Source organism: Aminobacter aminovorans, assembly GCF_900445235.1.
Lineage (GTDB): Bacteria > Pseudomonadota > Alphaproteobacteria > Rhizobiales > Rhizobiaceae > Aminobacter > Aminobacter aminovorans.
Genome location: NZ_UFSM01000001.1, coordinates 2234025 through 2246461 on the forward strand (window position 1 = coordinate 2234025; position 12437 = coordinate 2246461).

Genomic DNA, 12437 nt, shown 5'->3' on the forward strand with positions numbered 1-12437 from the left:
CCCTGTAGAGGCCAGCCTTAGAACTGCGATCCAACAGATTGAAACTGCAATGGCACCTGAAAGGACTGCGGACATGCGAGATTGGATGCGGCACGTACTTCTTGCTACCACCTTCGCCCTGGTCTTGGTCGCCCCCGCTGGCGCGCAGAGTGAAACGACCAACCAGACCATTGACCAACAACTAGGCGATCACACCAAATACGAGGCGGTGATCAAGGCGCTGCAGACGGCGGTTGCGGCACATGACGCGGCGGGCGTGGCCGAACTTGTGAGCTACCCGATCGGCGTGCGCGTCAACGGCAAAGAAACCCATATCAAGTCGGCCAAGGCGTTTGCCGAAAACTATGACGCGATCTTCACGCCGACAATCGCCAAGGCGGTCACCGACCAGAAGTACGACGACCTGTTCGTCAACTACAAAGGCATCATGTTCGGCGACGGGCAGGTCTGGATCAACGGTATCTGCCGCGACAATGCCTGCAAGGAATTCGACGCAAAGATCATCACGATCCAGGAAGGCCCCGGCAAATAGACCTGCTGTGAGTGCGGCCTTGCCAATGGAAGGTGACGGGCACTTGATGTCGTCGGTTTTGGTCCGCACCAAACCTCGCGCATCGATAGCTTAGGGCCGCCTGAGCGGCGTACTTGCCCGAGCCCGGGCGCGTCCCTAGACGTGCTCCATCGTGAGCTTGCGCGTGGAGGCCTTTGCAGCACCTTCGGCCAGCTCCGCCAGCGTGACCTTGCCGAATTTTGCCAGCAGGATCCTCTCGGCCTCGTTCATCGCCTCGGCGAGCGAGACGTTGACCGCCTGTTCGACGGTGCAGCTGGGGTTGTCGCCTGCGAGGCCGATGGCGAAAAGTTGTGGCGCGCCGAGCGCTTTGTGGATGTCGAGCAATGTGATCTCCTCCAGCGGCCGCGCCAGGAGCCAGCCGCCGCCATGGCCTTTCTCGGAGCGGACATAACCCTGGTCGCGCAGTCCGGCCATGGTCCGGCGCACGACGACAGGGTTGGTGCCGAGCATGGTTGCGATGGCGTCCGAGGTGGCGGTGCCCTCGTGGTGCTGCATGTGGATCAGCACATGCAGCATGCGGGAGAGGCGGGTGTCGGGTCTCATCATCTGTTCTTTCGGCACGGTTCGGTCGCCTTCGGCGGCTGAGCAGACCTAACAGATAAGCAGTCACGCAACAACAGGAGTTGCGTGAACTTGACGACGTCGATCATGTAACATAATAAGTGGCGTGATGCTCCGGGAAGGCCATCAGGCCTGTCGGGCAGGCGCAACGCATCAAGGAAACGAAACCATGAATTTCGACGTCGTCATTGTCGGGGGCAGTTATGCGGGGATTTCTGCGGGGCTGCAGCTTGCCCGTGCCCGGCGGAATATCCTGGTGGTCGACGCCGGCGAGCGCCGCAACCGCTTCGCTGCGCAATCACATGGCTTCCTTGGCCAGGATGGGCGCGAGCCTGGGGCGATTGCCGCCGAGGCGCGGGTGCAGCTCGAGCGCTATCCCAGCGTGGCGTGGGTCGAGGGCAGGGCGGAGGGCGCGCGGCGGATCGAGGGTGGCTTCGCCGTCGATCTCGGCAACGGCCGCGTGAAAACAGCCCGGCGGCTGGTGCTGGCGGCTGGGGTCTCCGACAGCCTGCCTGATATCCCCGGCCTGCGTGAGCGCTGGGGCCGTTCCGTCTTCCACTGTCCCTATTGCCACGGCTACGAATTGGAGCAGGGCCGCATCGGGGTGCTCGCCGTGTCGGAGCACTCCATCCACCACGGGCTGATGCTGCCGGACTGGGGCACGACGACGCTGTTCACCAATGGCGTCTTCGTTCCTGATGCCGAGCAGTTACGACAACTTGCGGCGCGCGGCACGACGGTGGACCCGGCACTGGTCCGCGAGATCAGGGGCGAAAGCGCCGATGTCGTTCTGGAAGACGGCCGGGTGGTCGCACTGGATGGGCTGTTCACCATGCCCAGGACCTCGCTCCAGATCCCTTGGGTCGAACAACTGGGCTGCGAGCTGGATGCCGGGCCGATGGGGGCTTTCATCAGGACCGACGCGATGAAGCAGACAACGGCGAGGGGCGTGTTCGCCTGCGGCGACATTGCGCGGGCTGCCGGCTCGGTGGCGCTGTCGGTCGGCGACGGCGCCATGGCAGGGGTGGCCACGCATCGCTCGCTGATGTTCGAGGCCGACTGAACGCTATGCGCCCAAAGAAAAAGCCCGGCAGGAGCGATCCTGCCGGGCTTCTTGTTGTCAGGAATGACCGCAATCAGTCCTTGGCGTTGAGGTTGGTTCCGAGCGTGTCCTTGACGAACAGCGTGCCGATGATCAGCGTCATGGCGGCAATCGCGATCGGGTACCAGAGGCCGTAGTAGATATCGCCGGCCGCGGCACTCATGGCGAAGGCAGTTGCCGGCAGCAGGCCGCCGAACCAGCCGTTGCCGATGTGGTAGGGCAGCGACATGCCGGTGTAGCGGATCCGGGTCGGGAACATTTCGACCAGGATCGCGGCGATCGGGCCGTAGACCATGGTCACGTAGATGACCAGCACGGTGAGGATGGCGATGACGCCCGGCCAGCTCACTGCGGCCGGATCGGCGACCATGGTGAAGGAACCGCCGGCCGGGATGTTGAAGAAGCCGATTTCCGGAGCACTGGCTGCCTCTTCGGCGGTGACGATTTTGTCCTTGATCGCCTGAGCGGCAGGCACCGTTACCTTTTCACCGGCGCGGATGGCGGCGGCGTCGAGCTTGAGCTCGGGGTTGGCGGCGATGAAGGCGTCGAGCTTCTGGTCGGCAACCTTGGCCGCGCCGCGGACAAGCGGATAACCGCCGGCGTGGAGGGCGATGTTGACCGCCTTGACGAAGGCTGCGTCATTCGCCTTTGCAGCATCGCCAGCGGCGATGGCGTCATAGGAGGTGACGGTCTCGTTGCCGATCTTGACGCTGGCTGCGGTGCCTGGAGCCGCCGTGGTGACGACGTCATAAGGAACCGAGTTCTTGGTCAGGAACGAAGTTGCGATATCGCAAGAGGTCGTGAACTTCGCGGTGCCCACCGGGTTGAACTGGAACTTGCAGTCGCCAGGAGCGGCAGTGACGGTGGCACGAACGTTCTGCTGGGCAGTGGCCAGTGCCGGGTTTGCGGCCCAGGTCAGCGCCTTGAACAGCGGGAAGTAGGTGACGATGGCGAGTGCCAGGCCGGCCATGATAATCGGCTTGCGGCCGATCTTGTCGGACAGCCAGCCGAACAGCACGAAGAAGCCGGTGCCGAGCAGCAGCGAGATCGCGATCATGATGTTGACCGCCTGGGCGTCGACCTTGAGCACGTTCTGCAGGAAGAACAGGGCATAGAACTGGCCCGAGTACCACACCACAGCCTGGCCGGCGGTGAGGCCGAACAGAGCGAGCAGGGCGATCTTGGCGTTCTTCCACTGGCCGAAGGCTTCCGAAAGCGGGGCCTTGGAGCCCTTGCCCTCTTCCTTCATGCGCTGGAAGGTCGGCGATTCCGACAGCGACAGACGGATCCAAACCGAGATGCCGAGAAGGATGAAGGATAGCAGGAACGGAACGCGCCAGCCCCAGGCGGCGAAGGCTTCCTTGCCGAGCCAGGTCTGCACCACCAGGATGACGACCAGCGACAGGAACAGGCCGAGCGTTGCGGTGGTCTGGATCCACGAGGTGTAGTAGCCACGACGATCGTCGGGGGCATGCTCGGCGACATAGGTCGCGGCACCGCCATATTCACCGCCGAGCGCCAGGCCCTGCAGCATGCGCAGCGCGATCAGGATGATCGGAGCGGCGATGCCGATGGTGGCCGAGCCGGGCAGCAGGCCGACGAAGAAGGTCGACAGGCCCATGATCAGGATGGTGACGAGGAAGGTGTATTTGCGGCCGACGAGATCGCCGATGCGGCCGAAGACCAGCGCGCCGAACGGGCGGACCAGGAAGCCGGCGGCGAAAGCGAGCAGCGCGAAGATGTTGCGCGTGGCCTCGGGATACGAGGCAAAGAAGGTCGCGCCGATGAAGGCTGCGAGTGAACCGTAGAGATAAAAATCATACCATTCGAAAACTGTGCCGAGCGAGGAAGCGAAGATGACCTTCTTCTCTTCTCGCGTCATGCCGCGCCCGCGGGCGTCGGCTGTTGCCGAAATTGCCATAGATGTCTCCTCCCAGAGTGCCGGCGGCAAGAGCCTGGAGAGCAATCTCCGCGCGAATCCGCCTGACCTAACGACGCCGAATTGATAACGCCGCAAGATGGGCGTTATCCATCGCTGCTTTGGGATTATGACTTTGGTCGTAGAAGCAAGCGCGAAGTCGTCGCGGCTTTTTTGCTGCGTTGCAAACGACGAGGCGGGGGCACGTCGAGAACATGCTGAAAGCGGAACTTGCCAGTTTGGCAGTAAAGACAGCCTGAGATGGACGCGATATCTGGCCGATGCTGCCCGGCGCCAAATTGCGCGCCGGGCAGGGTAGCGGGGGGAAGCGGGCTCAGGCGGCCCGTTCTTCCTTCTCGACGAGGTAGCCGCGATCGCGCAGCCACCTTGCGATGATGATTTCAACCATCGACGACACTGAGCGGTGGTCGTCCTTGGCTGCCTTGACGAGCGCTTCCTTGAGGTCGCGTTCGATACGGAATCCGAGCGGATGAGTCTTAGACATGATAATTCCTGAGACTGTTTCGGGAAATGTCCCGGGGGCAATGATGAACAGCCATGGCGGCGAGCGTGATGCTTATAGCCGCTGCCGACCACTCATGCGGCGCAGGTGGGGCGCGTTACGCCGTTCAGGCGCGAGCAGGAGGCGCGCGCGGCTCGCTGGTTCGGTAGCGCAGGAAACTGAAAAGTGGGTCGATGGCCAGCGAACCTCTGGTCAGGTCGACAGCCGGAATGGCATTGGTGACGCGCAGCAGGGCGCTGTCGTCGCTGCCGTCGCCGTTCAGTTCGGCAAGGGCAAGGCACGAATCGATGCAGTCAGGAAGCGCGCCGGGATCATCGGTGACCCGGTAGGTGCCTTCGCTGGCCGACAGATTTGCTTCAGGATGATAGCCTGCCGCATGCGCGTGGGTCGATGCAACCGAGACGCTGAGGGCAGCAAAAAGCGGTAGCAACAGCAACAACAGGCGTGAGAGCAGACTTCCGCTCCTTCGCCCCTGCTGCTGCTGTCTGCGCTGATACAATTGCTGCCTCTGACTGCCTCTGCACGCTTCCGCCGACGAGGGCGGATATAGTTACTTTAGAGTAACAGATTGTACCGGCACGGCAATATGCAAATGTATGATAGCGTATGAGATTCAGAAGGTTTCTGTTGGCATCTGCATACAATTAAGGGTTGCTTTATGCAACTGGCAAAGGAAACCCGGCCGCGAAGCCGGGTTCCCGTTCTGCCTCAGTGCATGGCTCAGACGAGCGACGCGGTGAAGCGCTGGATGCGCGTGCAGGCTTCCTCAAGCAGCTTCTCGGAGGTGGCGTAGGAGATGCGGAAGTTCGGACCGAGGCCGAAGGCCGAACCGAACACCACGGCCACGCCTTCGGCTTCGAGCAACTCAGAGCAGAATGTCTCGTCGCCATCGATGACCTTGCCGCCTTGCGTTTTCTTGCCGATCAGGCCGGCGCAGGACGGGTAGACGTAGAAGGCGCCTTCCGGCGACGGGCAAGAGATGCCGCGCGCCTGGTTAAGCATCGACACGACGAGGTCACGACGATTCTGGAAGATCGCCTTGTTCTTGGCGATGAAGTCCTGCGGGCCGTTGAGCGCTTCGACCGACGCCCACTGGGCTATGGTGCAGGCGCCCGAGGTCTGTTGGCCCTGGATCATGTCCATCGCCTTGATCAGCGCGACGGGGCCGGCGGCATAGCCGATGCGCCAGCCGGTCATGGCGTAGGCTTTCGACACACCGTTCATCGTCAGCGTGCGGTCATAGAGCCTGGGCTCGACCTGGGCGATAGTCTTGAAGACGAAGTCGCCATAGGTCAGGTGCTCATACATATCGTCGGTCAGCGTCCAGACATGCGGATGCTTGAGCAGCACGTCGGCAATGGCGCGCAGTTCCGCCTCCGTGTAGGCGGCGCCCGACGGGTTCGACGGCGAGTTCATCAACAGCCACTTGGTCTTCGGCGTAATCGCCTTTTCGAGCTCTGCCGCCGTCAGCTTGAAGCCGTTGTCGATCGACGTCTCGGCGAACACCGAGGTGCCGCCGCAGATCGCCACCATTTCGGGGTAGCTGACCCAGTAGGGGCGGGGGATGATGACCTCGTCCCCGGGGTTCAGCGTTGCCATGAAGGCGTTGAACAGGATCTGCTTGCCGCCAGTGCCGACGATCGTCTGCTCGGGCTTGTAGTCGAGATTGTTTTCGCGCTTGAACTTGGCGGCAATGGCCTCGCGCAGCGGTGCAATGCCCGAGACCGGCGGGTACTTGGTCTCGCCGCGGCGGATCGCTTCGATCGCCGCGTTCTTGATATTGTCTGGTGTGTCGAAATCCGGCTCGCCTGCGCCCAGGCCGATGACGTCGCGACCGGCATTTTTCAGCTCGCGCGCTTTCTGCGTGACCGCGATAGTCGCGGAAGGCTTAACGCGGGAAAGGGCATCGGCAAGAAAGGCCATGACTTCAGGTCTCCGGTTCGGAAAGGACGCGGTCGCTCGACCGCCTTTGCGCATCCAACGGAATGCGCGGCGCTGTAATGTCGCATGACGCAGGGAATCGCAAGCGAATTGACGTTTCCGGGGGCCTGGATGTGATGGTCCAGACGCTGGCGGAAGCTGTGCATAAACAGTCGGCTGGGCGGCGTTCGTTCAAGTTTGAGCCATTGCGTTAACCGCCGATCAAATCTTCGATGAGATTTTAGCGGGGCAATTTCGCAGCTTTCCGGAAATAGGACGGACCGTGTCGAAGAGCATCGGGCTCGCCCAAATCATCCGGCACGACGACGGATCTGCGTCAGGCGTCTGGGGCGTGCATGCCCTGCGCAGCGCGTTTCAGCCGATTTTCGCCTTTCAGTCGGGCCGCTTGCTGGTCACAGCCTTCGAAGGGCTAATCAGGCCGTTTCGCGGTACCGAAGCCGTGCCGCCGGGCATTTTCTTCGCTGCCGTGGAAGGCATCGAACGGCTGCATGTCGAAACGCTGACCCGCACGCTGCACCTGCTGAACGCCGCCGTGTTCCTGCCCAAGGATGCGTCGATCTTCATCAATTTCGATCCCTCGGTGTTTCTCGACCGCTCGATCTCGGAACACGCGCTGCGCGACATGCGCCAGGTGCTCAATGAAACCGGCATCGATCCGCGCCGCATCGTCTGCGAGGTCACCGAGAAGAAACCGGCCTCGGAAGAGGCGCTGTTCGAATTCGTCAGGGCACTGAAGGACAGCGGCCTGCGCATCGCCGTCGACGATTTCGGGTCGGACGAATCCGACATCAAGCGCATCCGCGACATCAAGCCCGACATCGTCAAGTTCGATGCGCACTGGATCAGCCGGCTGATGGAATCGGGGGCCGGCTTCGCGCTGCTCAAAGAGATGGTGGCGAATTTCGAGGACAAGGGCATCCGCACCGTTTTCGAGGGGCTCGAGGAAAGCTGGCAGCTGCAACTTGCCGAGCGTTCCGGCGCCTCGATGGTGCAGGGCTTCGTTCTGGCTCTGCCCGAAATCGTGCCGGCGAATTTTTCCCACTTCGAACCGGTGGCGCCCGGAGCCGCCGGAGATCACCGGACGGAGCTTTTGCCCGCCGGAATTGCCGATGCGGTTGCCGTTCGCGCGCCGCGATCAAGCCGAAGCTTCGGCAAGAGGACAGTGCATGAGTGACGCGGTTTTCGGGTTTGGCGAGCTGCCTCCGGATCTGGTGGCAAGGATTGCCGCCGACGAAATTGGCCTGGAATTCGGCGTCCACGGCGAATTTCGCCTGCGTTGTGCGATCCAGCCGATCTTCCGGCATGAGGACGGCCGCCTGACGCCGGTCGCTGCCGAAGCCCAGGTGGTGCCTTACCGCGAGGGCCGACCGGCGGCGATCGGCGAGTTCCTCGCTGAAGTTGCTGTCGAAGAGCGCGCAATCGTCGGGCGCGTCTGGGCGGTGTTGCCGCTGGCCAACGTCCACAACATGGGCCTCAAGGGCATAGCGGTGCTGTTCAGGCAGGACATCGAAGGCCAGGCGCTTGCCCTCGATGATCTGGATTTCATGGTTCGGCGCCTTAAAGGCGAAGGTTTCGAGGCGTCGCAGTTGATCTGCGAGATCGGCGGCGACGAACAGCTCGCCTGCGCGCTGCGCGCGCTCGGCATGCGTGTCGCCATTGGCCATCATGGATCGGCGGAGCCTGACGGCGATGCCGTCAAGCGCGTGCTACCCGACATCGTCAGGCTCGATCGCGCTTCGTTTGAGCGCTTCTGCGCCGATGCGGCGACCGGGCGGCTGCTGCGCCCTGTGGTTTCGGAACTCAAGACGCTTGGCGCCGAGGTGCTCGTTGAGGGCATCGACAATGAGAACCGCCTCGAAATCGCGCTTGGCGCCGGTGTCGAGCTTTTGCAGGGCGACCTGCTGGAACCGGCAAAGCTGGTCGGCAGTATCTTTGCCGAGGGGCCACGCGACGCGTCGCAATATCGCCGCGGTCAATGCGTGGTGGTGCCACTGTTCGGCTGACATCCGCGCGAAGCATCACCAAAGCTGATGCCTGGCAGCACAACAATTCGCTGGATAGACTCATCCCTGGGGCGATAATCGCTGGCCAAACGAGGTGAGTGCGATGATCACGATCTATGGAATGAGTGACAGCGGCAACAGCTACAAGCCGCGGCTTCTGATGGCCAAGCTCGGTAGGCCGTTCCGACATGTCGAAACCAGTTCGCGCGACGGCTCGACACGCACGCCCGCCTACCTCGCAAAGAACGCCAACGGCAAGGTGCCGCTACTCGAGCTCGAGGATGGCCGTTTCCTTGCCGAGTCCAATGCGATCCTGCTGCATATGGCCGAAGGCACCCGGCTGCTGCCGACAGATGCCTACCAGCGGGCGTTGGTCTATCAATGGCTGTTTTTCGAGCAGTACAGCCACGAACCCTTCGTTGCTGTCAGGCGGACGATGTTTCTCTACCCGGAGCGCGCCGCCCAGGCGACCCCGGAACGCATGCAGGCGTTGCTCGATGGCGGCAACAAGGCGCTCGGCGTGATGCAGACGCAACTCGAGAAGACGCCGTTCCTGGCAGGCGAAGCGATCAGTGTCGCCGACATAGCTCTCTATGCCTACAGCCATGACGCGACCGTCGGCGGCTACGATCTGGACGCGTTTCCAGCCGTCAAGGCCTGGCTTCTCCGCGTGGCGGCAGATGAGGGTCATGTGCCGCTCACCTGGCTGCCTTGAACGCCCGATCCTGAAATGCAAAAGGCCCGAAGATCTGATCTTCGGGCATCTTCTATGTCGCGGACAGGTGTAAGCATGGGCATTCCGGGCCGCGAACCTGTTTGCGGAAAAGAAAAAGGCGGGGTGTAACCCCGCCTTCCGCTGTCAGCAGCTGATCCTGGTTCCACAGACCCGAGGCGCACGGCAATCTGCCGCATCGTCCTTCCCGGTCCCGGTTCCGGCGCGCTTGTCGCGCAGCCGCCAGTACATCCGTGACTTGCAACGCAATCGGAGCTTTCGCTCCTGCGCGCCTTAAATCAGACTGCCTTCAGAGCGCCAGCCGACGAACGGCCCGTGCGACGGTCCTGCTCGATTTCGAAGCTGACCTTCTGGCCGTCGGCCAGCGAGCCCATGCCCGAACGCTCAACAGCGGAGATGTGGACGAAAACGTCCGCGCCACCGGCGTCGGGCTGAATGAAGCCGAAGCCCTTGGTTGCGTTAAACCACTTAACGGTGCCAGTTGCCATTTTGAATATCCTTGTCGTTTGCAGTTATTCTTGACCAAGCGAGCATGCCTAGTCGTTGTATCGAGATTTTGGGGAGAGACGTCTGCAAACGCGAGAGTGTCGCGGGGCACGGATCTGTCGGCCGAAATATCAACGTGCCGGATATAAGGGCAATTGGCGCCAAGTGCAAGCCCTTCCAAATAGTGGATGCCTGAAACCGGCCCCAATTGGCATGCAACCATGGCGGGCGCAGGGTGTTATATTGAGTGGCGCTGTAGCATCGCAGACGCTTTGAGGCGCGCATGCGGCGCTTTGATGTACAATCGGCAGGTGGGCCGCCGCCTTTTGAAATCCAGGGAGGTCGTCATGAAAACCATTTTGCTTGCCGCGTGCCTGACACTGCTGGCCGCCGAAGCGCAGGCCGTTTCGCGGTATGTGTCAACGAAAATGAGCTGCGCTCAGGCGCAGAGCGTGGTGCGCAACCAGGGGGCCGTGATCCTGCGCTGGACGTCGCCGACATCTGGCGTGCCGCGCTATGATCGTTATGTCGCCAACGACCACTTCTGCTCGGCCGGCGAAGAGGCGCGCCGGGCATATGTGCCGACCGCCGATGCGCGGTCCTGCCCGGTCTACAACTGCAAGCGAATCGAGCGCGACTTCTTCAAACGCCGGCTGTTTCCGCTTCGCCATTGAACGCACTCAGGCTACTTTTCCCGAGAGGTGGACGTCTTTTGCGCACTTGGCGGGGCGTTGGGCGCGTAGCTGCGCGGCTGCGGCGTCAGCCGCTTTTCAATCGCCGGTCAGAACCCGAATGATGCTTGAGTGGTCGGCGGTGGGCCTACACGCACGCCTTCGAGTACCAGCATCTTTTCCTTCATGTTCGACCCGCCCGTCGCCGAGAAGCCGCCGATCTTGCCGCCAGCGGCCAAGATGCGATGGCAAGGGATGACGAGGGGAATAGGATTGGCGCCCAGCGCAGAGCCGGTTTCGCGGGAAAACCCCTTGCGGCCAGCCTTTTCCGCTAGCCCGCCATAGGTGGTGGTCTCGCCATAATGAAGGTTTCTGGCGGCGGTATAGATGTCGAGGCGGAAGTCGTCGACGCCGGCAAGATCGACCGGCACTTCAGAGAAGTCGATGTCGGCGCCCTCGGCGTAGCGCCTGATGTCGGCGATCAGGATGGCGATCCATAATGGAGGCGTGCCGTCGCCTGCGGCTGTGCCATGGCCGGCTAGGCGCAATAGCCGGCGTTCGGCTGCGTCGTGGGTTTTCTCGGGCAGGCAAAGCCTGGTCAGTCCGGTGTCGCTCCACGCCAGGGCCATGAAACCTAGGGCCGTTTCGAAGACGGCGTGGCCGGGCAGGGGGGAGAAAATGCTGGTGTCCATGACCGTTCCTTTCGTCCGTTCGGCGGGAGTGAATTCGGTACAAAGAGGGAACAATCTGCCATGATCTGCCACCGCAGGCCACCCGAAAACCACATCGGCCTGTGGATTGCCCGGGCTCATACGTTGTTGTAGAGAGGTGCGGCGGGACGAAATCATTAACAGAGTGTGCATTTGCCGGCGATAAAGACCCACCTGCTGATCTCGGCGGCATTGGCGACGGCACTGCTGTCGGGCTGCCAGACCAACACAGCGGCCCTCAGCACCGATCTTTCGACGGGCGCCGACGTGGCCCTGAACGCCGAGATTGCACCGGCCTCGTCCGAGGTTGCCGATCTGGCGCTGCCCGAAACCGTGGCGGTGATCCCGACCACATCATACGCTTCCGCCGAAACGTCGTCGGCTACGGCCGTTCTGGCTGCCGCGGCGCCAGCCGATGCTTCGGATGTTGCCGCTGACGCTTCGACGCCGAGCGCAGCCGAAGCCGCTACCGTGGCCGTTGCCGCCGTGCAGCCGGCGCCTGCCGGTGGTGCCGAAAAGACCGTTGCCGCTGCGCCGGCTGTGCCTGCCGCGGATGCCGCCAAGACTGTGGCCGTTGCAGACGCCGCTCCCGTAGCTCCGGCCTTGGCCAAGGGCCCGGTCGACCCGATGTCGGTGCCGATGGCCGGTGGCGATGTCGTCGTTGTTGCCGGCGCGCCCAAGCTGACCGGCGAATTCCCGTCAGCTCCGACGATCGCCGACTATGCCCTGCCGGCCAGCGCGCCGCTGCCGCGCAGCTACCAGGTCGCGTCGCTGGGCAATGTCGCGCCCGAAAGCTTCGCCACCTCGTCTTATGCCGCACCCGACAGCCCGACGCTTGCCTCGCGCGGCAAGATCGACGAGCTGATCTCGAAATACGCGGCCCTCTACGAGGTGCCGGAACGGCTGGTGCGGCGCGTGGTCAACCGCGAGAGCACCTTCAATCCGCTGGCCTACAACCGGGGCCATTGGGGACTAATGCAGATCAAGCACGCGACAGCGCGCGGCATGGGTTATGACGGACCGGCACGTGGCTTGTTCGACGCCGAGACCAACCTGAAATACGCGGTCAAATATCTGCGTGGCGCCTGGATGGTGGCCGACGGCGACGAGGACCAGGCCGACAAGCTCTATCAGAGCGGCTATTATTACCACGCCAAGCGCAAGGGCCTGCTCGACGAAACCGGGCTCGGCCGCGACCGCGCCCGTCATCGCGGCTAG

Annotated in this window: 14 protein-coding genes; 7 read left to right on the plus strand and 7 right to left on the minus strand. The window is 62.6% G+C overall.

Annotation, left to right across the window (positions count from 1 at the left end; translation table 11 throughout):
* Window positions 1–85 precede the first annotated feature (85 nt).
* The gene (locus DY201_RS11000) at window positions 86–532 is read left to right on the plus strand and encodes a hypothetical protein (RefSeq protein ID WP_115731230.1); all 447 of its coding nucleotides are present in this window, start codon (window positions 86–88) and stop codon (window positions 530–532) included.
* A gap of 135 nt (window positions 533–667) precedes the next feature.
* Here DY201_RS11000 and DY201_RS11005 read toward each other — a convergent pair whose 3' ends face one another.
* The gene (locus tag DY201_RS11005; RefSeq protein WP_115733726.1) at window positions 668–1114 is read right to left on the minus strand and encodes an Rrf2 family transcriptional regulator; all 447 of its coding nucleotides are present in this window, start codon (window positions 1112–1114) and stop codon (window positions 668–670) included.
* A gap of 187 nt (window positions 1115–1301) precedes the next feature.
* On the opposite strand from DY201_RS11005, the gene DY201_RS11010 reads away from it, so the two are divergent.
* Window positions 1302–2195, plus strand: a complete 894-nt coding sequence (locus tag DY201_RS11010; RefSeq protein ID WP_115733727.1) for an NAD(P)/FAD-dependent oxidoreductase — start codon at window positions 1302–1304, stop codon at window positions 2193–2195.
* A gap of 73 nt (window positions 2196–2268) precedes the next feature.
* Here DY201_RS11010 and DY201_RS11015 read toward each other — a convergent pair whose 3' ends face one another.
* The 4 genes from DY201_RS11015 to DY201_RS11025 all read right to left on the minus strand — a co-directional run bounded on the left by DY201_RS11015 (window position 2269) and on the right by DY201_RS11025 (window position 6598).
* Window positions 2269–4155, minus strand: a complete 1887-nt coding sequence (locus tag DY201_RS11015; RefSeq protein ID WP_115731231.1) for an MFS transporter — start codon at window positions 4153–4155, stop codon at window positions 2269–2271.
* A gap of 331 nt (window positions 4156–4486) precedes the next feature.
* Window positions 4487–4657: a type II toxin-antitoxin system antitoxin gene (locus DY201_RS29005; RefSeq protein WP_018428911.1), complete on the minus strand. Its 171-nt coding sequence runs from the start codon at window positions 4655–4657 to the stop codon at window positions 4487–4489.
* 124 nt (window positions 4658–4781) lie between these two features.
* A complete protein-coding gene (locus DY201_RS11020) occupies window positions 4782–5105 on the minus strand; it encodes a hypothetical protein (RefSeq protein ID WP_131922254.1) in 324 nt (107 codons plus the stop codon).
* 290 nt (window positions 5106–5395) lie between these two features.
* The gene (locus DY201_RS11025; protein ID WP_115731233.1) at window positions 5396–6598 is read right to left on the minus strand and encodes a pyridoxal phosphate-dependent aminotransferase; all 1203 of its coding nucleotides are present in this window, start codon (window positions 6596–6598) and stop codon (window positions 5396–5398) included.
* 280 nt (window positions 6599–6878) lie between these two features.
* Between DY201_RS11025 and DY201_RS11030 the strand changes: the two genes are divergently transcribed.
* The 3 genes from DY201_RS11030 (at window position 6879) to DY201_RS11040 (ending at window position 9334) form a co-directional block, all read left to right on the plus strand.
* On the plus strand, window positions 6879–7790 hold the full coding sequence (locus tag DY201_RS11030) for an EAL domain-containing protein (protein ID WP_115731234.1): 912 nt from the start codon (window positions 6879–6881) through the stop codon (window positions 7788–7790).
* Entirely contained in the window at window positions 7783–8619 is an 837-nt protein-coding gene (locus DY201_RS11035; RefSeq protein ID WP_165915839.1) for an EAL domain-containing protein, read from the plus strand. The genes DY201_RS11030 and DY201_RS11035 overlap by 8 nt, the downstream gene beginning before the upstream one ends.
* Window positions 8620–8722: 103 nt before the next feature.
* Window positions 8723–9334: a glutathione S-transferase family protein gene (locus tag DY201_RS11040; protein ID WP_115731236.1), complete on the plus strand. Its 612-nt coding sequence runs from the start codon at window positions 8723–8725 to the stop codon at window positions 9332–9334.
* A 296-nt stretch (window positions 9335–9630) separates the two neighbouring features.
* Here the strand turns inward: DY201_RS11040 and DY201_RS11045 are convergent, their stop codons facing one another.
* Window positions 9631–9840, minus strand: coding sequence for a cold-shock protein (locus DY201_RS11045; RefSeq protein WP_109575191.1), 210 nt, complete (start codon window positions 9838–9840; stop codon window positions 9631–9633).
* A 345-nt stretch (window positions 9841–10185) separates the two neighbouring features.
* Between DY201_RS11045 and DY201_RS11050 the strand changes: the two genes are divergently transcribed.
* Window positions 10186–10512: a hypothetical protein gene (locus tag DY201_RS11050; protein WP_115731237.1), complete on the plus strand. Its 327-nt coding sequence runs from the start codon at window positions 10186–10188 to the stop codon at window positions 10510–10512.
* Between the two features lie 107 nt (window positions 10513–10619).
* Here DY201_RS11050 and DY201_RS11055 read toward each other — a convergent pair whose 3' ends face one another.
* On the minus strand, window positions 10620–11201 hold the full coding sequence (locus DY201_RS11055; RefSeq protein WP_115731238.1) for a methylated-DNA--[protein]-cysteine S-methyltransferase: 582 nt from the start codon (window positions 11199–11201) through the stop codon (window positions 10620–10622).
* A 171-nt stretch (window positions 11202–11372) separates the two neighbouring features.
* Between DY201_RS11055 and DY201_RS29010 the strand changes: the two genes are divergently transcribed.
* On the plus strand, window positions 11373–12437 hold the full coding sequence (locus DY201_RS29010) for a lytic transglycosylase domain-containing protein (protein WP_165915840.1): 1065 nt from the start codon (window positions 11373–11375) through the stop codon (window positions 12435–12437).